The 23,479-nt window shown below is 33.6% G+C and carries 19 protein-coding genes; 14 read left to right on the top strand and 5 right to left on the bottom strand.

The genetic code is table 11. From position 1 onward, the window contains the following. Window positions 1–253: 253 nt before the first annotated feature. Window positions 254–1,306 (bottom strand): alkane 1-monooxygenase, encoded by a 1,053-nt coding sequence (locus Q1A01_RS02450; RefSeq protein ID WP_299675429.1) that lies wholly within the window; start codon window positions 1,304–1,306, stop codon window positions 254–256. 96 nt (window positions 1,307–1,402) lie between these two features. Here Q1A01_RS02450 and Q1A01_RS02445 point away from each other — a divergent pair, with 96 nt between their 5' ends. From Q1A01_RS02445 to Q1A01_RS02425, 5 genes are all read left to right on the top strand, one after another. Continuing rightward, a complete protein-coding gene (locus Q1A01_RS02445) occupies window positions 1,403–2,509 on the top strand; it encodes an energy transducer TonB (RefSeq protein WP_299675426.1) in 1,107 nt (368 codons plus the stop codon). Then, window positions 2,506–6,000, top strand: a complete 3,495-nt coding sequence (locus tag Q1A01_RS02440; RefSeq protein WP_299675423.1) for a hypothetical protein — start codon at window positions 2,506–2,508, stop codon at window positions 5,998–6,000. The genes Q1A01_RS02445 and Q1A01_RS02440 overlap by 4 nt, the downstream gene beginning before the upstream one ends. Continuing rightward, window positions 5,993–6,400 carry an rRNA maturation RNase YbeY gene (gene ybeY / locus Q1A01_RS02435; RefSeq protein WP_299675420.1) on the top strand — a complete coding sequence of 136 codons (408 nt, stop codon included), beginning with the start codon at window positions 5,993–5,995 and terminating at the stop codon, window positions 6,398–6,400. The genes Q1A01_RS02440 and ybeY overlap by 8 nt, the downstream gene beginning before the upstream one ends. Before the next feature lie 140 nt (window positions 6,401–6,540). Beyond that, a complete protein-coding gene (gene mnmG, locus Q1A01_RS02430; RefSeq protein WP_299675417.1) occupies window positions 6,541–8,418 on the top strand; it encodes a tRNA uridine-5-carboxymethylaminomethyl(34) synthesis enzyme MnmG in 1,878 nt (625 codons plus the stop codon). A gap of 48 nt (window positions 8,419–8,466) precedes the next feature. Then, a complete protein-coding gene (locus tag Q1A01_RS02425) occupies window positions 8,467–9,306 on the top strand; it encodes a class I SAM-dependent methyltransferase (RefSeq protein WP_299675414.1) in 840 nt (279 codons plus the stop codon). A gap of 55 nt (window positions 9,307–9,361) precedes the next feature. Here the strand turns inward: Q1A01_RS02425 and Q1A01_RS02420 are convergent, their stop codons facing one another. Further along, entirely contained in the window at window positions 9,362–9,823 is a 462-nt protein-coding gene (locus Q1A01_RS02420) for a lipocalin family protein (protein WP_299675601.1), read from the bottom strand. A gap of 424 nt (window positions 9,824–10,247) precedes the next feature. On the opposite strand from Q1A01_RS02420, the gene Q1A01_RS02415 reads away from it, so the two are divergent. Beyond that, complete coding sequence (locus tag Q1A01_RS02415) at window positions 10,248–10,766, top strand: OmpH family outer membrane protein (RefSeq protein ID WP_299675411.1); 519 nt, start codon at window positions 10,248–10,250, stop codon at window positions 10,764–10,766. A 217-nt stretch (window positions 10,767–10,983) separates the two neighbouring features. Here the strand turns inward: Q1A01_RS02415 and Q1A01_RS02410 are convergent, their stop codons facing one another. Both Q1A01_RS02410 and Q1A01_RS02405 read right to left on the bottom strand, forming a co-directional pair. Next, the gene (locus Q1A01_RS02410; RefSeq protein ID WP_299675408.1) at window positions 10,984–11,385 is read right to left on the bottom strand and encodes a DoxX family protein; all 402 of its coding nucleotides are present in this window, start codon (window positions 11,383–11,385) and stop codon (window positions 10,984–10,986) included. Between the two features lie 68 nt (window positions 11,386–11,453). Beyond that, window positions 11,454–12,602 carry a DNA polymerase III subunit delta' gene (locus Q1A01_RS02405; protein ID WP_299675405.1) on the bottom strand — a complete coding sequence of 383 codons (1,149 nt, stop codon included), beginning with the start codon at window positions 12,600–12,602 and terminating at the stop codon, window positions 11,454–11,456. Window positions 12,603–12,770: 168 nt separating this feature from the next. Between Q1A01_RS02405 and Q1A01_RS02400 the strand changes: the two genes are divergently transcribed. The 3 genes from Q1A01_RS02400 to Q1A01_RS02390 all read left to right on the top strand — a co-directional run bounded on the left by Q1A01_RS02400 (window position 12,771) and on the right by Q1A01_RS02390 (window position 16,719). Further along, complete coding sequence (locus Q1A01_RS02400; protein ID WP_299675403.1) at window positions 12,771–13,958, top strand: phosphoglycerate kinase; 1,188 nt, start codon at window positions 12,771–12,773, stop codon at window positions 13,956–13,958. A gap of 162 nt (window positions 13,959–14,120) precedes the next feature. After that, entirely contained in the window at window positions 14,121–15,716 is a 1,596-nt protein-coding gene (locus Q1A01_RS02395; protein WP_299675400.1) for a lytic transglycosylase domain-containing protein, read from the top strand. A 25-nt stretch (window positions 15,717–15,741) separates the two neighbouring features. Beyond that, entirely contained in the window at window positions 15,742–16,719 is a 978-nt protein-coding gene (locus Q1A01_RS02390) for a DUF4837 family protein (protein ID WP_299675397.1), read from the top strand. 73 nt (window positions 16,720–16,792) lie between these two features. Here the strand turns inward: Q1A01_RS02390 and tatA are convergent, their stop codons facing one another. After that, a complete protein-coding gene (tatA, locus tag Q1A01_RS02385) occupies window positions 16,793–16,984 on the bottom strand; it encodes a twin-arginine translocase TatA/TatE family subunit (RefSeq protein WP_299675394.1) in 192 nt (63 codons plus the stop codon). Window positions 16,985–17,238: 254 nt separating this feature from the next. Between tatA and Q1A01_RS02380 the strand changes: the two genes are divergently transcribed. The 5 genes from Q1A01_RS02380 to gmd are packed head-to-tail and all read left to right on the top strand — an operon-like array spanning window position 17,239 to window position 23,477. Further along, window positions 17,239–18,108: a M23 family metallopeptidase gene (locus tag Q1A01_RS02380; RefSeq protein ID WP_299675392.1), complete on the top strand. Its 870-nt coding sequence runs from the start codon at window positions 17,239–17,241 to the stop codon at window positions 18,106–18,108. A gap of 1 nt (window position 18,109) precedes the next feature. Beyond that, the gene (locus Q1A01_RS02375; RefSeq protein WP_299675389.1) at window positions 18,110–19,597 is read left to right on the top strand and encodes a GH3 auxin-responsive promoter family protein; all 1,488 of its coding nucleotides are present in this window, start codon (window positions 18,110–18,112) and stop codon (window positions 19,595–19,597) included. Window positions 19,598–19,615: 18 nt separating this feature from the next. Further along, complete coding sequence (locus Q1A01_RS02370; protein WP_299675386.1) at window positions 19,616–21,304, top strand: hypothetical protein; 1,689 nt, start codon at window positions 19,616–19,618, stop codon at window positions 21,302–21,304. 20 nt (window positions 21,305–21,324) lie between these two features. Continuing rightward, a complete protein-coding gene (locus Q1A01_RS02365) occupies window positions 21,325–22,335 on the top strand; it encodes a hypothetical protein (protein WP_299675383.1) in 1,011 nt (336 codons plus the stop codon). Between the two features lie 26 nt (window positions 22,336–22,361). After that, window positions 22,362–23,477, top strand: coding sequence for a GDP-mannose 4,6-dehydratase (gene gmd / locus Q1A01_RS02360; RefSeq protein WP_299675380.1), 1,116 nt, complete (start codon window positions 22,362–22,364; stop codon window positions 23,475–23,477). Window positions 23,478–23,479: the final 2 nt, after the last annotated feature.

Here is a 23,479-nt window from a genome sequence, read left to right as displayed (position 1 = left end):
TTAAGGGTGCAAAGATAAATGTTTGCTTTAGTAAAATCTTAAAAAAAACAAACTCCTTCTCCTAAAAGAAGAAGGTTGGGATGAGGGTTTTAAATTTCTTTTTTTAATGAGTTTAAGAAACGTTAGGCTTTTGATCTTCAGGAACTCGCTTATTTGAGTAATATGGTAACGCAAAATTTAAAATGAATTTGTATAAAAATTTACAAATCCTTTTAAATAACCACCAATGCTATTTGGTTTTATACATTGTAATTTAAGAAGTAGCAAGTACCTTTTGATCTTTAGGAACTCGCTTATTCATAATTTTAAACCAAATAGGAGGGAAGAGGGATAAGACCATACTAGTAGGATATCCATACGGTAATTGTGGACTGATCTCATGATAATCCAATAATTGGAATTTCTTATTAGCTCTGTAATGATGATCACTATGACGTGTTAATTCAAATAACATAATACGTCCAAAAACATGATTGCTATTCCAAGAGTGTACTTCTCGTACACGCTCATAACGACCACTTTCTTTCTTTTTACGACGCAAACCATAATGCTCTATATAGTTGATAGTTTCTAAAAGTAAAAATCCAGAAATAGCAGCAAATAGTAATACTTTAAACCCTAAAAACCCAAAGAAATGGTATCCAGCATATAGATATACTATCTGAAAAATAGTATACCAAAACATATCATTTTTATAAGATAGAAAAGAACGTTTTTCTCTTTTTAATAAATCTAGTTGGATGCGCCAAGAGCTTGTATATTGTCTTGTAATAGAGGTAACCCAGAAATGATATAATGACTGATTATATTTTGCAGTAGCAGGATCTTCAGGAGTCGCAGCCTTCAGGTGATGCCCAAAATTATGTTCTATAAAAAAGTGCATGTATAATGCGGGAAGCAATAATAATTTTCCTAAAAACTGCTCTATTTTACTATCACGATGCCCTAGCTCGTGGGCAACATTAATTCCATTTGAACCTATAACAATACCACAAGAAAAAATAAAACCTACAAGTTCGTAGGTAGCAATGTCTTGTGAGGTAATTGTAGTAATTGTAAAGTACAACAATCCAAAAACGACTACAACATTAAGATATAATAGAAAATCTGTCCAATGTAAGGAAGCTTTGGATTGCTTTTCTTCCTCAGAAATATTAGTGTCATTTACGGGAAAAAGAAGTTCTAAAATAGGAACCAAAGCAAAGGCATAAATAGGTGTCAAAAAAGACCAAAAACCTTGAAGAAAAACCCCTATAAATGCACATAATGGCACAAGATATGCTGATAAATATTTTAAATCTTTCATATAGTTATAAATTTTAACAAGGCGTTATAAAAGTATACTATTTAGAAAACATAATAAAATTGTAGTTTTAGGGGTTAACTTTATAAAGCTTTTAAATTGAAATATATTTTACTTAGTTTAATTAATGTATTGGTTTTTAATACTTTATCCTATGGGCAAGACATAGATACTACGTATTTTAGGTATGATCATAGTGTAGGAACTAAAGAATTATCCAATTATTATGAGATAAAATCTAAAGAAAACGATGATGAATACAGTATTGAGGAGTTTTTTAGGTTTACAAAACAACCAGAACTTAAAGCTTCTTATACAGAAGATCGCCAAGGAAAAAAGCAAGGTGCTTTTATAAGTTATGATAAAAAGGGTGTTGTAGAAAAACAAGGCAATTACCAAGATGATTTGAAAGAAGGTACTTGGATTTATTATCGTGAAGGAAAAATACAACGTAAAGTAGTTTATAAAAAAGATACTTTACAAGGAAAGGCATACTATTACGATGAAGGAAAAGAATTGTATGAATGGAATTGGAAAGATGGGGAATCTGATGGATATAATGAACGTATACACCCTAATGGAGAATTATACTTTAAAGGAAATTACATAGATGGAGAGTTAGAAGGCCTTTCTCAATATTTTTATGACAATGGACAAGTAAGTAGTTCTAAAAATTATAAAAATGGAAATCTACACGGAACGTATGAAACCTTTTATGAAAACGGACAAACATATGGAAAAGGTGAATATGTAGAAGGAAATCAAATAGGCGACTGGACTTGGTATAGAGAAAATGGAAAAATAGCGAGTAAAGAAGTATATAACAAAAAAGGAAAAATAAAATCGTTTACGTTATACAAGCAAAATGGAGAAGCCATTAAGTCTAATAAAAAAGATGTTTTCTTAGGCGTCATAGAAGAAAAGAAAAAACTCCACAAAATAATTGTAAAACATGTAAAGCAGAATTTTGAATTTCCTGATAGGATGTACAGAAAAGGTTTTGAATCAAAAGTATATGTAAGTTTTGTAATCAATACCTTAGGAGAAACAGATAAAATAAAAATGAGATCAGAAGGACCAGATGCCTTTGAAGAGGTAGCGGAAGAAATTATAGAAAGCGTACCTACTCAAAAACCAGCGATGGCACATAATCTGTTAATAAATGTCTCATTTAGTATACCATTAACTTTTAGAATAGAAGATTGAATAAATTTAAAAACATAGAACAGAAGCTGGAACGCTTCATCCGTAAATATTACACCAATGAGTTATTAAAAGGAGCTATTCTGTTTTTTGCTTTTGGTGTACTCTACTTTTTACTTACACTCTTAATAGAGTATTTTTTCTGGTTAAGTCCTACGGGAAGGACGGTCTTATTTTGGCTTTTTATAGGAGTGGAAGTTACACTGCTTGCTAAGTTTATCATCATACCGCTAGCAAGATTGTTTAAATTGTCTAAAGGAATAGATTATACAGATGCAGCACAAATGATTGGAAATTACTTTCCAGAAGTAAGTGATAAATTGATCAACACACTCCAATTACATCGTGTCTCACAAGATTCTGAATTGATGTTGGCTAGTGTAGAACAAAAAAGCCAAGAATTAGAGCCTATTCCTTTTCGTTTAGCCATTAATTTTAAAAAGAATATCAAGTACCTAAAATATGCTGCGATACCAGTTGTGGTTTTTTTAATTGCTAATTATACAGGTAAAGATGAGGTGTTTTCATCTAGTTATGAACGTGTTGTAAATTATAGTGAAGCCTATGAGCCACCTGCACCGTTTAGTTTCTTTATTGTAAATGAAGAGTTACAAGCGGTAGAGAATCGAAATTATAAACTAGAAGTACGTACGGTAGGAGATGTGGTACCTGACGAAGCATCGATACATTTCAATAATGAGACTTATTTTTTACAACAAATAGCTCCAGGTGAATATAGTTTCACATTTGAGCAACCTACAGACAACATTTCTTTTTACATACAAGCAAATAAAGTAACCTCTCAAGAATATAATCTAGAGGTTTTAAAGGTTCCGGTGCTCGTAAATTTTGAAATGGAGCTAAACTATCCTTTTCATACTAAAAAGGCAACAGAGCGCATTAAAAACACAGGAAATGCAATTGTTCCTGAAGGCACGAAAGTTACTTGGATGCTTGATACACGTGAAACAGAACAGGTGGAGTTGGTATTGAAGGATACTTTATACGCTTTCGCGAAAGCAAAAAAAGAAAACACCACAACAGCATATAGTCTATCACAACGTATCTATAAAAATACGCCCTATGAAGTAAGCACAAGTAATGAGGCGTTAAAGAATTTTGAGAATCTTGCCTATAATTTACAAACTATTAAAGATGAATTTCCACAAATGAATCTTGAGGTGAAGACAGATAGTGTGAGTAATCAACAAAATTATTTTTATGGAAAAGTAAGTGATGATTATGGACTTACCAAGTTACGTCTCGTATACTATCCATCTAAGTCGGAGGCTAAGCAATATAAAAATATAGCTATTTCAAAAGGAAATGTAGATCAGTTTATCTACGCATTTCCTGATACACTTCAATTGCAAGAAGGAGTAAATTATGAATATTACTTTGAAGTTTTTGACAATGATGCGATCCATAATTATAAAAGCACAAAGAGTACTGTGTTTAGTTTTGTAAAGTTTACAGAAAGCGAATTAGAACAACAACAATTAGAGCAGCAAAACAAAGCAATTTCAGGACTTGATAAATCACTAGAAAAATTAAAAGAAGGTGAGAAAGAGTTAGAAGAAATTTCGCGTACGCAAAAAGAAAAGAAAGAACTTAATTTTAATGATCAAAAGAAACTTGAGAACTTCTTAAAAAGACAAAAGCAGCAAGAAGAACTTATGAAAGATTTTTCTAAACAATTAAAGGAAAATTTAGAAGAGTTTCAAAAAGATGAAGAATTAACTGATGAAGAGAAAGAGCGATTAAAAGAACGTTTAGAACGACAGGAAAAGAAAGCAAAAGAAAACGAGAAGCTATTAGAAGAATTGGAGAAGCTTCGTGAAAAAATTAGCAAAGAAGAACTTTCTGAAAAACTAGAAAAGTTACAAAAGCAAAATAAAAATAATAAACGTAATCTAGAGCAAATGGTTGAACTAACTAAGCGTTATTACGTTCAGAAAAAAGCTGAGAAGATTGCACGTGATTTAGAAAAACTTGCAAACAAACAAGAGGAGCTTAGTAAAAAAGAAGGAGAAGAAAATACGAAAGAGGAACAGGAAAAATTAAATGAAGAGTTCAAGAAATTAGAAGAAGAGATCAAGGATCTTGAAAAAGAAAATGAAGGTTTAAAAAAACCTATGGATATTCCTTCTGATGAAAAAAAGCAAGAAGAAATTAAAGAAGAACAAGAAGGGGCTAGTGATGAACTAGAAAAACAAGAACAGCAAGAACAAGATGGAAAACCTTCTAGTAAATCTGAAGCGCAGAAAAAACAAAAAAAGGCTGCGCAAAAGATGAAGCAAATGAGTCAAGCTATGCAATCTCAAATGCAACAATCCGGGGAACAAGGAATGGAGGAAGATGCTGAAATGCTACGACAGATATTGGATAATTTACTTGTATTTTCTTTTGAAGAAGAAGGCGTCATGAAAGACTTCAGAGCGATGGATGATAAGAATCCAAACTTTGCAAATAAGTTGAGACGTCAAAATGTATTAAAGCAAAACTTCCAACATATAGATGATAGTTTATACGCACTTGCATTGCGTAGGCCAGAACTTGATGAGACAATAAATGAGTCTTTAACAGAGATTGATTTTAATATCAGCAAAGCATTGGAGCGTCTAGCAGATAATCAAATTATTCAGGGAGTAAGTAGTCAGCAATATGTGGTTACAGGCGCAAATGAATTAGCAGATTTTTTAAGTAGTTCTTTAGATCAAATGAATAACCAAATGAGTGGTCAAGGCCAAGGACAAGGCCAAGGACAAGGCCAGGGTCAAGGCCAAGGTCAGGGAAGAGGACAACAGTTACCAGATATTATTCAAAGTCAAGAAGAGTTGAATAAAAAAATGCAAGAAGGAAGTAAACCTGGAGAAGGTAAAGAAGGCGATAAGGGTGAAGATGGTGAGGGTGAAAATGGAGAAAGTGGAGAAGGACAAGAAGGTCAAGGAGAAGGAGAGGGACAAGGTGAAGGAGAAGGACAGGGAGAAGGACAAGGTCAAGGAGGTCAAAATGGAAAAGACGGTCGTGGAGAAGGAGAACAAAATGGGGAAGGAGAAAACCAAGGGGAAGGTGATGAATATGAACAAGGATTGTTATATGAAATCTATAAAGAACAACAAAAACTACGTCAACAATTAGAAGACGAGATTCGTAAAAGTGGTTTAGGTGATGATGCTGAGCAATTGGTGAAAGACATGAAAGATGTAGAACAGCAATTACTAGACAAAGGTTTTAATAATGAAACCTTAGAAAGAATGACACAATTAAAACATGAGTTATTAAAATTGAAAGAAGCTACTTTTCAACAGGGTGAAGAAGAGAAAAGAGAATCAAACACTAATTTAAAAAACTATGCAAATCCTGTAAATTCTTCTATTGAAAAAGCTAAGAAATATTTTAACACCACTGAAATTTTAAATAGAAAAACGCTTCCTTTAAAAGAAGAATACAAGAAGAAAGTACAAGACTATTTTCAAAAAGACAATGATTGAATTTAACAAAACAAACGATTTTGAAATTGTAAATCCAGATCGAGTTTCTACATGGTTACATAAAGTAATTCAACAAGAAGGCAAAGAATTAGGAGAGCTTAATTATATCTTTTGTGATGATGATTATTTGCATAAAATGAATGTTGAATTCCTAAATCATGACACGCTTACTGATGTAATAAGTTTTGATTACACAGAGGGAATTATAGTGAGTGGGGATGTGTATATTTCTACAGAAAGAGTAGCTGATAATGCAAAGGATTTTGAAGTGACTTTTGTAGATGAATTACACAGAGTAATGGTTCATGGATTATTGCATTATTGTGGTTATAAAGATAAGACCGATGTAGATCAGGACCTGATGACAGAAAAAGAAAATTACTATTTAAGCAAGCGATGATGTAGGTAATTGTTCCACGTGAAACAATTGAATAAACATCTTATAAAAACAATAACAGAAAGGGCGTATATTTGCAAGCTAATTTTTTGCTGATATTATGCCCTTTTGTAGTATCACAATTTAATGTTCCACGTGAAACAATGAGTCTATTTCAAGATGTATACGATGTGATTGTAGTTGGCGCTGGTCATGCTGGCTGTGAAGCCGCTGCTGCTGCTGCTAATATGGGAAGTAAAACGTTGCTTGTTACCATGAATCTCCAAACTATAGCGCAAATGTCCTGCAATCCTGCCATGGGAGGAATAGCAAAAGGACAAATTGTAAGAGAGATTGATGCTCTTGGAGGATATAGTGGCCTTGTATCAGATAAAACAGCGATACAGTTTAAGATGCTCAACAAATCAAAAGGACCTGCGATGTGGAGTCCAAGAGTTCAAAGTGACCGTATGCGCTTTGCAGAAGATTGGAGATTGCGTTTAGAGCATACACCTAACCTTGATTTTTATCAAGAAATGGTAAGTGGTCTTATTGTAGAAAAAGAACGTGTGGTTGGTGTGCGAACATCACTTGGAATTGAAGTAAAAGGAAAGAGTGTTGTACTTACAAATGGTACTTTTTTGAATGGATTAATTCATATAGGAGATAAACAATTTGGAGGGGGTAGAGCAGGAGAAAGAGCCGCTACTGGAATTACAGAACAACTCGTAAGTTTTGGTTTTGATACAGGGAGAATGAAAACAGGAACACCACCAAGAGTTGATGGCCGTTCATTAGATTTTTCTAAAATGATTATCCAACCTGGAGATGATATTCCTGAAAAATTCAGCTATTCTAAAGAGACAAGTCCGCTTACACATCAGCGACCATGTCATATGAGTTATACTTCTCCAGAAGTACATGAATTACTTAAAGAAGGCTTTGATAGATCTCCAATGTTTAATGGTAGAATTAAATCGATAGGGCCTCGATATTGTCCTTCTATAGAAGATAAGATTCATCGATTTGCAGATAAGGATAGACATCAGTTATTTGTAGAACCAGAAGGTTGGGATACTTGTGAGATTTATGTAAATGGATTCTCTACATCCTTACCAGAAGATGTCCAGTTTAAAGCATTACGTTCTGTAGTTGGTTTTGAAAATGTAAAGTTTTTTAGACCTGGTTATGCTATAGAATATGATTATTTCCCACCTACACAATTAACCCATACATTAGAAACTAAACTCATAGATGGGTTGTTTTTTGCAGGGCAAATTAATGGAACTACTGGATATGAAGAAGCCGCTTCTCAAGGATTAATGGCCGGTATGAATGCGCATTTAAAAGTTCATGAAAAAGATCCTTTTATGTTACAGCGTAATGAAGCATATATAGGCGTTTTAATAGATGATCTAATTACAAAAGGAACAGAAGAGCCTTATCGAATGTTTACTTCACGAGCAGAGTATCGTACATTATTAAGACAAGATAATGCAGATGAACGTCTCACGCCGCTATCTCATAAAGTTGGATTAGCATCTCAAGAGCGCTTAAAAGTAATGGAAGAAAAAAGGGAAGCTTCTGAAAGATTAGTGAAGTTTTTTGAGGACACGAGTATTCTTCCTGAAGAAGTAAATGACATTTTAGAAGAGCGAGGTTCTTCTCCCATGAAACAGTCTGATAAGATGTTTAAAGTGTTTTCTAGACCTCAAATTCATTTAGATGACATCAAGAAGTTTAAGAAAGTTGCTGCATATATTGAAGATAACCATATAGAAAAAGATGTCTTAGAGCAAGCAGAAATTAAAGTGAAGTATGCGGGTTACATTGCAAAGGAAAAAGCAAATGCAGACAAGTTAAATCGTTTAGAGAATATAAAAATACCTGCAAATTTTGATTACAGTAAATTGAAATCACTCTCTTACGAAGCAAAAGAAAAATTAGAAAAAATTAGACCTGCAACAATATCACAAGCATCTCGTATAAGTGGTGTTTCTCCTTCGGATATTAGTGTAATGTTGGTCTACATGGGTCGATAATTTTGATAATGTTTCACGTGGAACGTTAAAAACCCCTTATAAATAGTTATGAAAACTACCATTGAAGTTAAAGATCATTCGGTTTCTGGAGAATCATTTCGTCTAGAATATGATGAGCAACTTCATATGTATGTAACATCTCCAAAACCTTCACAAGAGAATTTACCATCGTATTATGCAAGTGAAGATTATATTTCTCATACAGATGGTAAACGATCTCTGTTTGAAAAAATGTATCAAGTTGTAAAAGGAATTACGCTTTCGCGAAAGCAAAAACTACTTGCATCATATATTCCAAACAAGGGATCTCTTTTAGATATTGGAGCTGGTACAGGAGATTTTTTAGAATATGTATCTGATAAAGGATGGAATGCTTCTGGTGTAGAACCTAGTGAAAAAGCGAGAACATTAGCAAAACAAAAAAATGTAGCTATTGTTGAAGCACTACCTGAAACTTCAAATGGATACGATGCCATCACTATGTGGCATGTACTAGAACATGTCTATAATTTAGAAGCACAACTTGTTTGGCTTAAAAATAACTTGAGTAGGGAAGGAGCTCTTTTTGTAGCAGTTCCTAATTTTGAATCGTATGACGCATCTTATTACAATACAGATTGGGCTGCATACGATGTGCCAAGGCATTTGTATCATTTTTCAAAAAAATCAATACAGTTATTATTTGAGGCTCAACATATGGAGGTTGTGGCAACTCATCCTATGAAGTTTGATGCATTTTATGTGAGTTTATTATCTGAGAAATATAAAACAGGCAGAATGAACTATTTAAAAGCATTTTGGTCTGGATGGCGTTCTAACCAGAAAGCAAAGAAAACAAAAACATATTCTTCACTTATTTATGTAATACAACATAAAGAGTCGTTATAAGACATAAAAAAAGCCGCTTTCATAAAGCGGCTTTTTGGTTTTGTAGATTTAAATCTTATTGTCTAGTAAGAACAATTTCACTAGTTAAATCAACTGAAACTGTAATTCCTTCTTCAGTAACTTCTTCATTAACGATTTGAACTAAACGTAAAGTAGTGTCTGTTAATTCAACGATAGTTGCTTCTCCCATTTCCATAGTATCACCAAGTGGAACATCAACGTCAATATCAATGATAGATCCGTCAAAAGTAAGAGTGTTACCATTACGTTCCCAAGTTCCTTCTCCTTCAAGATTGTCAACAGAAGTTGTTTCTGTTTCAGTCATTCCGTTTACTGTAAAGTCTAGAACAATGTCATAAGAACCTTCAGTAGTATATTCATTTGGATTTTCAGTAAAAGTAACGTCAAGGTCAAAATTTTGACCTACTCCATTAAAACTAGTATTTACAGTTTCTCCTAGAAAATCAAAACTAGTATTTCCTTCATAGTCTAATGAAGTTACAGCCCAAGTTCCAATTAAATCTGCAGATGTGTCATTACTTGAATCATCATCAGAACTACATGCTACTAAAGAAGTGACAAGAAATAATGTGATGCATAACTTTCCAATTGTTTTTTAGATTGTTTGAATTTTTGAAGCCGCAAATAAAGTGAATTTTTTTATACGAATATAGATTTCTCTCAGATTAGCGCAAATAATAGCTATTTGTTACTCAAAAACTTAAAATAAGCTGTTTTAAGAGCTTTTTATCTCTAAAGAGGTACAAATACATACCGTTTTTTAATTCTTTTATTAAAACACGCTAAATGGATATAAATATTAATAGATAAAAACTATTATTATTTATTAAATAATAGTTATTTAAAATAGTATAAGATTTCTCTAAATTTATATGCGAAGCACGTCAAACTTTTTATTTTTGCCGCAAAACACACATACCATGAAAAAAATAGGAATCTTAGTTGTCGTTGCCTTTTTATCTATTGCATGTCAAACTGAAAAAACAGCATTTGTAGATACAGAAACGCTATTTAAAGATTATGATGAACTGAACGATGTAAAAGAACGTTTTACAAAAGAAAACGATGCTATTATGAGTGATCTTGAAGTGAAAATTCAGGCATTTGAAATAAAGCAGAATTTATTTCAAAAAAATGGACCTTCAATGTCGCAAAAAAAGCAACAAGAAAAGTATAATGAGCTTGCCGCTGAAGCGCAACAATTACAGCAAGAACGTCAGTCACGTATAGGTAAATTACAGGTAGAAAGCCAGGGTGCGATAGATAGCTTACTTACTAAAGTAAAAGACAAAGTAAAAGAGTATGGGAATACAAATGGCTATACATATATATATGGTAGTAATGACGCTGGAAGTGTTATGTATGGTAAAGAGGAACTTGATATAACAGATAATGTTTTAAAATATCTTAATGACGCTTATAAAGCTTCTAAAGAGTAGTTAATAGCTATTATAAAATAGTAAAGCGATGAAGAAATTCATCGCTTTTTTTATGCTTCTCTTTTAAATTTTACAAGTATAAAATTAATCACATCATACAAGCCTACTATGAAGCACTTATATGAAATTGAATTTTAACGCAAGCCTTTGAATATCAAACTCTTTGGTCTTTTAATTAAAAGAGAGTAGTTTATATACCCATATTTATAGACAATCTTTAATGATTAGATAATAACCAAACACCAAAGATTACTACGATAAAATAGCCTACAATAGTAAATGCGCCTGGATAATCTTTTGCAACGCGTTGTCCAAATAAGAGCATTAATAAGGTAATTGCAGCAGTGATAGATCCATATAATCCCATCATTGGATTGTTGTTTATAACAAGCTGATAAATACCTATTCCGGCAAGTACAGAAGCAAGCAAATCTAAGACCACTAGAACACCTACTAAAAGAGGAACGATACTCCCTAAAAAAGTGTCTTTAAAATGACCATTTAGCCATGCTATTTGACCCTTCCAATCAAAGATTTTATCTAGACCAGATTGTAAAAAAGTGATGATGATAAATACTAGGATTAAAACCTCTGTAATATTAGATAATAAAAAGTCCATATATTATATTTTGTAATTCTAAAAATTATTTTAGCAATATCTAAAAAAAGTATAACTAATTGATTAGATCATTGTTTACGATGTAATAATCGTGTTAACTTTATAGAAAGGTCTGATAAAATAATACGAGCATTACCATTACGTTCTATATGATAAGAGGCATCTTGTAATTCTGAAACAATGTCCATAATGTTATTTCCATGCACAAAAGGTGCAAACTTACGAAGCTCAAAATTGGTCTTTGGTTCTAAGTATACAAGTGCATCCGTTTTATAATTTAAGAGCATCGCTTGACGAAAAAATTGCACACAATAATTAAGGAAATTCTTCTGTGTTTCTCGTCCAGTTTTAGCAATGGTTTCACTCCAATTTAATAACTCAATAACAGATTCTTTTCTGCCTTTTGCCATAAAAGCTGTACGAACCCATGTGATAAACCATTTTTCAAACTGTACATCATCACCATCTTTACGTAAAATATGCAATGCATTATTATAATCTCCTTGTGCTTGGTGTGCTATTTTATGTGCCTCACTAGTCTCACAGTTTTGTTTTGTAACAAGTGCATTTGCAAGTTGAGCTTCACTAATAGCTGGAAAATGTAATACCTGACATCTGGATTTAATCGTATCTATAATTTTATCTTCATTTTCAGTAATGAGAATAAATAACGTTTTTGAAGGAGGCTCCTCTATAAGCTTTAGAAGCTTATTTGCAGCAGCAGTATTCATTTTTTCGGCCATCCATATGATCATAACTTTGTATCCTCCTTCATAGGATTTTAGAGCTAATGATTTATTAATATCTATCGCTTCATCTACGCCTATTTGACCTTGTTTTTTCTCTATATCCAAGTGTTTATGCCACTCAAAGAGATCTTGATATGGATTTTCCTTTATAAAAGAGCGCCATTCTGCAGCAAAATGACTGGATACAGGATGACTTTTTACAGAACTAGTCGTTGCTACTGGATATGCAAAATGCAAATCTGGATGTGCTAATTGTTCAAATTTGAGATTACAGGAAGCATTTCCTCCTGTATTTTCGCTATTACTATTCACACATAAAATATATTGTGCATAAGCAATAGCCATAGGTAAAGTCCCAGAACCTGCTTTACCCACAAAGAGTTGAGCATGAGCAATTCTACCTGCATCCACACTTGTGGTAAGGTGACTTTTAATAAAATCTTGACCGATAACGTTTTCGAAAAGCATAGTATGTCAAATATAAAAGAAATGTAACGTATATAAACGCTCTAACTGCTATATTTGCTAGTAAAATACCTTGGGGCTAGTCCATGAGGTATTAAAAGGAACACACTTAGATTTTGAGGCAAACCTCAGAGTATTTAAATCTCGATGATCGAGTAAAATTAATGAGTAATGAAGACAGTAGACCACTTTAATTTTGAAAACAAAAAAGCATTAATACGTGTAGACTTTAATGTCCCACTAGATGACCAACTTCAAGTAACTGATACTACAAGGATTGAAGCGGCAAAACCTACTATTTTAAAAATTTTAGAAGATGGAGGAGCAGCGATTCTAATGTCGCATTTAGGAAGACCTAAAGCACAAGAGGATGAGTTTTCTATGAGACATATTTGTAGTAAGGTGTCTGAAATTATAGGGGTAGAAGTTACGTATGTAGCAAATTGTATTGGAGACGAAGCTATCCAAGCAGCTCAAAACCTTGGAATGGGTCAAATCTTACTCCTTGAGAATCTTAGATATCATGATGAAGAGAAAAAAGGAGATGTTGCTTTTGCGAAAGCGTTATCAGAACTAGGAGATATCTATGTAAATGACGCCTTTGGTACAGCACATAGAGCACATGCATCTACCACAATTATTGCTCAATTTTTCCCAGAAAATAAATGTTTCGGAAATTTACTTTCTAAAGAAATAGAAAGCTTAGATCGTGTATTAAATAATAGCGAAAAACCAGTATTGGCGATTTTAGGAGGAGCAAAAGTATCTTCAAAAATCACAGTAATTGAAAACATTTTAGATAAAGTAGATGCCATGATCATTGGAGGAGGTATGGCGTATACATTTATCAAAGCGCAAGGAGGATCTATAGGAGATTCTATCTGTGAAGATGATAAAATGCCGTTGGCTTTAGAAATACTTAAAAAAGCGGAAGAAAAAAATGTGACAATTCATTTACCTATAGATGTATTAGCGGCCGATGATTTTTCTGAAACAGCAAATACAAAAGTGGTAGCTATTAACGATATTCCTGATGGATGGCAAGGACTTGATGCCGGACCTGGTTCTGTTCAAGTATTTGATGCGGTGGTACAGCAGTCTAAAACTATTTTATGGAACGGCCCTTTAGGTGTGTTTGAATTGGCGCCTTTTTCAGGAGCCACTATTGCACTTGGAAACAGTATAGCACAAGCTACTAAAAACGAAGCATTTTCCCTTGTAGGAGGAGGTGATAGTGTTGCGGCGGTAAAGCAATTTGGCTTTGATAGTAAGGTAAGCTATGTATCTACAGGAGGAGGAGCGATGTTAGAAATGTTAGAAGGAAAAACATTACCAGGTATTGCTGCTATTTTAGATTAATAAGAACACGTGATTTTATATAAAATTAAAAAGAAAGCTACCAAAATTAGGTAGCTTTTTTCTGTCTTTGCAGTTATATTTTAAGATCACTTATGAATAAACACCTATATTTGAAAAACGCACAATTCATACGAATTCTGTAATACCCTCGTTGTAAAAACTATGAGATTACTTCATATATATAGCCTTGTTGGATGTTTGTTGGTTTCCGCTTTCGCGAAAGCACAAGATACCATACCCTATGAATCTTTTAAGAAAAACAATAAAGAGCGTGTAGCTATAGAAAGAGACACCATCACGATTATAGATTCTATTACGACTACTTCTTTTGTAAACGAAATAGATAAAATGGAGCTTAAAACCCTCTCAAGAGACTCTATTGTCTTTAAGTTAGAAGATGAGCCATTTGCTGCTCGCCTTGACTCTTTATGGCGCCATGAGTTGGCTCGTATGGATTTATATGACTCTATTACTAATATGGTGCAGGGCTTAGATTATAAAGAAGAGGTCTATCTGGATTTACCTACCGATACCTTAAAAAAACGACTGGCACGTATTAACGAAAGAACACCTTTTAATGTAGGATATACAGCTTCTCTAGAAAGTGTTATAAAACGCTATTTAAAGCGCCATAAACCCAGTATGGAGCGTCTTATGGAAGTGAGTCAGTTTTACTTCCCGATGTTTGAAGAAACCTTAGATAAGTATGATATCCCGTTGGAGATGAAATATCTGGCCATTGTAGAATCTGCATTAAGGCCTCGCGCAAAATCTAGAGTAGGAGCTACGGGCTTGTGGCAATTTATGTTTAGTACAGGAAAAATGTATGACCTTGATGTAAATTCTTATGTAGATGAGCGTATGGACCCTATCATGGCTACCGAAGCTGCTTGTCAATACCTTTCAAAGCTCTATGAGCTTTTCGGAGATTGGGATCTTGCTTTAGCATCTTATAATTCAGGTCCAGGGAATGTTTCAAAGGCGATTAGACGTAGTGGAGGCTACCAGAATTATTGGAATATACGTAACAATCTTCCACGTGAAACAGCAGGCTATGTACCTGCTTTTTTAGCAACAATGTATCTTTTTGAATATGCAGATGAACACGGATATCAACCTGAAAAAGCACCTGTTAATTATTTTGAGACTGATACCGTACATGTAAAACAATTAATTACGCTAGATCAAGTAGCAAAAATCACGGGAGAACCTTTAGAGGTAATTCAGTTTTTAAATCCTGCCTATAAATTGGATATTATTCCGTTTTTAAAGGACGAGAAGTATTACCTAAGGCTGCCTGTAGAGAAAATAGGTCCGTTTGTACAGAATGAGGAGGAGATATACGCTTTCGCGAAAGCGGAAATAGAAAAAAGAGAAAAGCCACTCCCAAAATTTACAACAGCCAGTAGTCAAGTACGTTATCGCGTGAGAAGTGGTGACTATTTAGGGAAAATAGCTAATAAATATGGTGTAAGAGTCAGTCAAATAAAAAAATGGAATAACCTTCGATCTAATAATTTAAGAGTAGGACAACGCCTAACAATATACCCTCGTAAACCTGTTACTTCTTCAAGCAGCTCCAGTAGTGCAAAAACAGTAGTAAATAATGGAAAAAAAGTATATACCGTAAAAGAAGGAGATTCTTTGTGGAAGATCGCAAACAAATTTCCTGGTGTTAGTGTAAGTAATATTAAAGTTTGGAACGATATTAGCGGTACTAAATTAAAACCGGGAATGAAACTTATTGTTTCTAAATAAATACCCTATAAAAACGTATACTATCATGAAAAAATTACTCGTAGCCATCCTCTTTTTAGGAGTTCTTATTTCTTGTGAAAAAACTTCAAAAAAACGATCTTTAGAAGGTTCTGTAGGAGATACTAATACTATAAAAATGGTCATAGACAAAGAGCTATGGCAAGGCCGTGTAGGAGATACTATGCGTAGTATTCTTGCTGTTCCTGTAGATGGATTGCCTAGAGAAGAGCCTCTTTTTACCTTAGATCAAGTGAGCCCAGATAAGTTTAAAGGTTTTGTATCTAAAAATAGGATCTTTCTTTCTGCAACATTAGGAGAACCTTCAAGTTTTTCTATAAAAGAAGATGTAAAGGCTAGAAGACAAACGGCTGTTATAATTTCTGGAGAAGATGAAGATGCTATTATAGAAATCTTTAAAACAAATAAAGACAAAATTATTAAAGCTTTTAAAGACAGAGAGCTTAAAAATACACAAGCACGTATAAGAAACTCTTTAAAAAAGACAGATTCTTTAAAGGCTACTTTCGGTATACATATGCGTTTCCCAACGATTTATCAATATGCTAAGAAAGAAAAAAACTTCTTTTGGATACGTAAAGATTTAAAAAGAAGTGGTAATATGAATATCACTGTATATGAGGTGCCGCTTCATACAATAGATAGGGATACTTTTACAGTAGCACGTATTGTCCGAATGAGAGATTCAGTTTCAGGTGCTAATATAGACTTAAATAAAGGTCGTTTTCTAACAGAGGCTTCGTTATCTCCTCAATTATTTGAGACGGAGATTGACGGTCATTTTGCCTGGGAAATGAAAGGTACATGGGAAGTAAGAGATGGTAGATATATGGCAGGTCCCTTTATAAATTATGCTATAAAAGATGAAAAAAACAATAGATATGTTGTTGTAGAAGGCTTTATTTTTTCTCCTTCATTAGACCAACGAGATACGATGTTTGAACTTGAAGCGATCTTAAAGTCCACACGATTTTTAGATAAATAACATCGATAAACTTATATACTTAAAAAGCCCAATGTGATACACATTGGGCTTTTTAAGTATATAATAATTAAAATTAATTTTTCTCTTCTAATTGAGAGTCTCCATCTTCATCTTTAGAAGCTTTTTTAAACTCTTTAATACCGCCCCCAAGACCTCGCATCATTTCTGGTATTTTTTTACCTCCAAAAAGTAATAAAACGACCAAAACAATAAGACCTATTTGCCAAGGCCCAATCATACCTAAAAATATTCCTAAAAAATTCATGTCTTTAATTTTAGAACTGCAAAGATACTAAAGAAATATGATGAGGCGGTAGTATCACGGTACTTTTAACCCTTATTATATATTAGAGCGCTATAAAGAAGATATAATCATGTTAAATGTAACGTTCAGATAGTATTGTGATGATCCTCATAAAAGATCTAGTTAAGGCTAGTGTTTGCAGTAGGTTTATGATATGCTAGATTTTCTAATACAGAGTAAGGGGTTACGACTTTAGATAGTATATTTGCAAGCATATGTCACGTAAAAAAGGCGAAAAAAAAGCAATAGCAAAAAAGCTTCTACACAAGTATAGGCTTGTTATCTTAAACGAAGATACGTTTGAAGAACGTATATCTTTCAAGTTAACAAGGCTTAACGTGTTTATTTTAGCAGGAGTTTCTGCTATTGTACTTATAGTTCTTACGACGTTACTTATTGCTTTTACTCCTTTACGAGAATATATTCCTGGATATTCTAGCACAAAGCTTAAGCAGCAAGCACAGGAATTACTAGTTAGAACAGATTCCTTAAAAACAGTAATTGCTATTAATGAACAGCAGTATGCTTCTATACGTAAAGTATTAACTGGTGATTTGAAAACAATAGAATTTGATAAAGATTCGATAGAAGGAATTGTAGCATCTGGTAATGATGATATTACCATCCAACCGTCAAAAGAAGATTCTTTACTAAGGGCAACAGTAGAAGAGCAGGATAAATATAATCTTTTTGAAACAGCGACTCGGCCAGCAGATTTTGCACTTTTCCCTCCAGTGAAAGGAATTATTACATCTGGATTTGATCCTGCCTCAAAACATTATGCAATAGATGTAGTAACAGATAAGGATGAACCTGTAAAAGCGGCTGCAGATGGCATTGTAATATTTGCTTCTTGGACTCCAGATACAGGTCATATTATTATTATTGATCATCAAAACAATCTAATTACTGCGTATAAGCACAATGCCTCCTTATCTAAAAAGCAAGGAGATCTTGTAAAAGCAGGAGAAGTAATAGCTATTGTTGGTAATACAGGAGAATTAACAACTGGCCCACATTTACACTTTGAGTTATGGAATAATGGATATCCAATAAATCCAACAAACTATATAGATTTTAAATAAAATGTCTCTAAAATCGTTTGCAGCAAAAATATTCGCAAAGCGTATTAAACGTAAAATAGATGCTTGGGCTTCTAACCCTGTTGTAACACAAGAAAAAGTTTTTAAACACCTTATAGACGCTGCTCAGTATACAGATTTTGGAAATGATCATCATTTTGATAAGATTCATTCACATGAAGATTTTGTGCGTGAAGTACCCATCAGAGATTATGAAGCACTTCGCCCATATATAGACAGAGTCGTGGCAGGAGAGTCTGATATTGTATGGCCAGGAAAACCTCTCTACTTTGCAAAAACGTCAGGAACCACCTCTGGGGCAAAATATATACCGCTTACAAAAGATAGTATGCGTACGCACCCAGATACAGCGCGTAATGCTATTTTATGTTACATAGCAGAAACAGGAAACACGAGCTTTGTAGATGGTAAAATGATTTTTTTACAGGGGAGCCCAGAAGTAGAAGAAAAAAACGGAATCAAACTTGGAAGACTTTCTGGAATTGTAGCACATTATGTTCCTAACTATCTTCAAAAAAATAGACTTCCCAGCTGGGAAACCAATTGTATTGATGATTGGGAAAAAAAAGTAGACACTATTGTTGAAGAAACAATAGATAAAGACATGACAATTATAAGCGGTATCCCTTCCTGGGTACAAATGTACTTTGAGAAGCTTATAGAGAAGTCAAATAAGCCCGTAGGAGAACTTTTCAAAAACTTTAACCTCTTTATATATGGAGGCGTAAATTATGAACCCTACCGTGCGAAATTTGAAAATCTAATAGGACGTCGTGTAGATAGTATAGAATTATATCCTGCTAGCGAAGGCTTTTTTGCATTTCAAGATAAACAAGGCGAAAAAGGAATGCTTTTACAGTTAGATAACGGTATCTTCTATGAATTTATAAAAGCTGATGCCTTTTTTGAAGAAAATCCAAAAAGAATTACCATTAAGGATGTTGAGGTAGGAGTCAATTATGTAATCATTATTTCTACAAGCGCAGGTCTATGGGGGTACAATATTGGAGATACTGTGATCTTTACAGCTACAAATCCATATAGAATTATTGTTTCTGGTAGAATAAAACATTTTATTTCTGCATTTGGAGAGCATGTTATAGGAAAAGAAGTAGAGCAAGCATTACAAGAAGCGATTGAAGGAACAGCGATTCGTATCAATGAATTTACAGTAGCACCACAAATAACACCAGAAGAAGGACTGCCTTATCACGAGTGGCTTATTGAGTTTGAAAATGAAGATGGAGATATGTTCGCTTTCGCGAAAGCAATAGACGCCTCCTTACAATCTCAAAACTCATATTACTATGATCTCATTGTTGGAAACATACTTCAACCTTTAAAAATCTCAAAAGTAAAAGCAGGAGGGTTTAATGAGTATATGAAATCTATAGGTAAACTAGGAGGACAAAATAAAATCCCAAGACTTTCTAATGATCGTAAAATCGCAGATAGATTACCGATTATTTAAGTATCTTTGAACTTTAATATGAGTATATTAAAAAAACAAGGGCGTACAAGAGCACAAGAGAGTAGCAGCGCCATCGAACGCATGTATATAACCATGCGACACCTTTTTAACCGTGGTTTCTACAAACCCATGGGAGTTTCTGGAGAAACATTACGAGAAGCATTATTAATCTTACGTCCTGAAATTTATGGCTCTATCGCAGAAGAAAAAGTAGAGTTAGACGGTTTATTGTATGTAATAGATAGGCTTCCAGAAAGAATAGAAGAGTGTAGATTTATTAACCTCACAAGTGATGAGGGGTATAAAAACAGTCTTTTTGAACCCATTATTCCTCGTAAGCGTAGACGTAATTGCTACCGAATTGATGAGGAACAAATGAATATTGAAGTTACACGAGGACGCTCTGAAATTTATGACATCCTTACCCATCTTACATTTTTATTTATAGAATCTCATAAAATCATGAATCGTGTTTTGATAAATGATAGAGGAGACCTTACTAGAGATTGGGAAAAACTAGAGAAAGCAGTCCTTTCTGATGATGAGTTTACTCAAAAAGAACGAGAAGTTGCCATTACCCATACCGCAAATATTCTTGGGAGAACTTTTGAAGAAGTGAGTGAAGTTGCTCCACTATTCAATACAAAAAATAACACAAGACGTTTTCTTGAAATTATCTATTGGTTAGGTAAACTAGCTATTGCAGAAATGACACAAGACAAAAAACGTACAGTTACGTTTAGTCCTGTGCTTAGAGAACGATTAGGGCATCATATACATGGAGAAATATGGGCGCAAAACATTAAAAAAACACTTAAGGAAAACGAACTTATACACAGGCCTATACATATTATAAGTGCAAATATGCATAGTGTGATGAATACTATATATGCTCCAGTAGCGTTAAAAAATGAACTTAAAAAAGGATCTAAACTAGATGTTTATGAACTTTTAAGTGATGAAAAAAGTGGTAAATTAAGAAGCAAGGTTGAAAAAGTGGCAACGCAAAACGGTATGATTTACGTAGCTGATGAGAGTGGAACAAATATCAATGTGCAAATTTTTGATATGTGTAAACTTGCGATAGAAGAAAACGAATTTTGTGATCAAATGACGCAACCAAACGATAATCCTGTCATCTTAGTAATGGACTATGCTTTTGGAGAGCAGGCATATGAAACCATGGAAGAGTTGTTAAAACCTTTTAATGAAGATGATAACACGACTTACCTTGATGTGCAATCAGTATCTATAATGGGTAAAGCAGGTATACTAGAAGGAGGCAAGGGAGATATTATGATTCCTTCTGCGCACCTTTTTGAAGGAACAGCAGATAATTATCCTTTTAAAAATGCACTCAAGAAAGAAGATTTAGAAAACCAAGGATTACGAGTATTTGAAGGAGCAATGGTAACTGTATTAGGGACATCATTGCAAAATCGAGATATTTTAAAATTTTTCCATGATAGTACGTGGAATGTGATAGGACTAGAGATGGAAGGGGCTCATTACCAAAAAGCAATTCAAGCCGCGTCTAAATTAAGAGGAAATATACAGGAAGATGTTGAGGTTCTTTATGCATATTACGCATCAGATAATCCATTAGAAACAGGAAGTACATTGGCTTCTGGAGGATTAGGAACAACAGGTGTAAAACCTACCTATTTGATCACAGAAAAAATTCTGTATCATATTTATAAACAATAATAACCAAAAACCAAAAATACATGAGTGCATCGCAACCAGCCTCTAATGCTGATCAGGAAATGGATCTCACAGATGTTTTTGCGCTTTTTCAGCGTATATTCTATAAGTGTTTAGCATTGTGCTTTAAAGCTATAGACTTTATATTTAAATTCTGGTGGATTATTCTACTACTCATTATTGCAGGAGCCACATTAGGGTACTTTACAAAAGGAGAACCTAAATATGAATCTTCTATCATTATTCAGACAAATTTTGATAGTCAATCATATGTGTATAATGCGATTAAACAATTTGATGATAATCTTTCTGAAAAAGATGCCGAGTTTATTACAGCTACTGGTTTAGATATTGAAAACCCTACAATTATGGGATTAGAAATCTCGCCTGTAATAGATGTCATGGGATTGGTAGGAGAATTGAAAGTGTCAGACAGAAACTTTACCGCAATTTTGAAAGAACTGGATGTAGATGAAGACACAGAGCTATTTGCAAGTAACCGTTTCTATTCTAACTACAAATACCATACGCTCACCGTTTCTTTGAGTAATGAAAATGCTAAAAAAGATATTAATAAAATAATAGCGTACATCAATAACCAACCTTATATAGCGAAGATTAAGTCGGGAATGATTAACAATATGAAAGATCGTATTGATAAGAATGAAAAAATAATAGAACAATCAGATTTACTAATAAGTAGCTATGCCAAGAGTGCAGATGTTTCAAGTGAGATTGCAAGTGATGAACTTTCGTTTTTTAACAATCAAAATAACTTAAACTTAAATGGTGTTTTAGCCTTTAAGAATACAATCATTACCGAAACAGAAGAACTTAAAAATAATTTTATTACAGCTTCAGAGGCTGTTGTTGTTGCAAGTGATATTCAAACGGCAAAAGTAAGCTCATTAAAAGATAAAAAAGAGATTTTATATCCGATATTTTTCGTGTTTATATTTTTATTCTTAGCAGGAATTAGATTTACCTATACTTCTTTAAGAAAAGAAGTGGAAGCACAAAACTTACTCGATTAGGAAATACGCTTTTTAAAAAAACTAACATGACCAAAACAGCATTAATAACAGGAGTTACAGGACAAGACGGTGCTTATCTAAGCGAATTCCTATTAAAAAAGGGATATATTGTACATGGTATTAAAAGGAGATCTTCTCTTTTCAATACAGACCGTATAGATCATTTATATCAGGACCCTCATGTAGATCATCGAAACTTCTTTTTACACTATGGAGATCTCACAGATAGTTCAAATCTGCTCCGAATTATTCAAGAAGTACAACCTGATGAAATCTATAATTTAGGGGCTATGAGTCATGTACAGGTTTCTTTTGAGATGCCTGAATATACTGCTAATGTAGATGGACTAGGTGCCTTAAGGCTTCTAGAATCTATAAGGGCATTAGGTCTAGAGAAAAAGACAAAAATTTATCAAGCCTCTACCTCAGAACTTTATGGAAAAGTTCAAGAAGTTCCTCAAACAGAAAACACACCTTTTTACCCTAGAAGTCCTTATGCAGTAGCAAAAATGTATGCATATTGGGCTACTGTAAATTATCGTGAGGCGTATGATATTTTTGCGTGTAATGGGATTCTTTTTAATCACGAATCTCCTATACGAGGAGAGACTTTTGTAACACGTAAAATTACTCGTGCAACCTCTAGAATAGGACTAGGTCTTCAAGAAAAAATGTATTTAGGAAACTTAGATGCAAAACGAGATTGGGGACATGCAAAAGATTATGTCAAAATGATGTGGATGATCCTTCAGGCAGATGAAGCAGAAGATTGGGTGATTGCAACAGGAACTACCACTACCGTTAGAGACTTTATAAGAATGGCTTTTAAACATATAGGAGTCACGCTTGAGTTTAAAGGAGAAGGCATTGATGAAAAAGGAATTGTTACAGCTTCAGAAGATCCAGCATACCCAGTAAAAATAGGACAAGAAGTTATTGCTGTAGATGAAAAATATTTTAGACCTACTGAAGTAGATTTACTGATAGGCGATGCTTCAAAAGCATACAATAAATTAGGATGGAAGCCAGCATATGAATTACAAGATCTTGTAAATGATATGATGAAGAGTGATCTTAATTTAATGAAGAAGGATAGCTATTTAAAAAAAGGAGGATATACCACCTTAAACTACTTTGAATAGTC

The organism is uncultured Dokdonia sp. (assembly GCF_947492815.1).
Classification (GTDB): Bacteria; Bacteroidota; Bacteroidia; order Flavobacteriales; family Flavobacteriaceae; genus Dokdonia.
The sequence above is the reverse complement of the archived record's forward strand: the minus strand, read 5'-3'. Positions and strand labels throughout refer to the sequence as shown.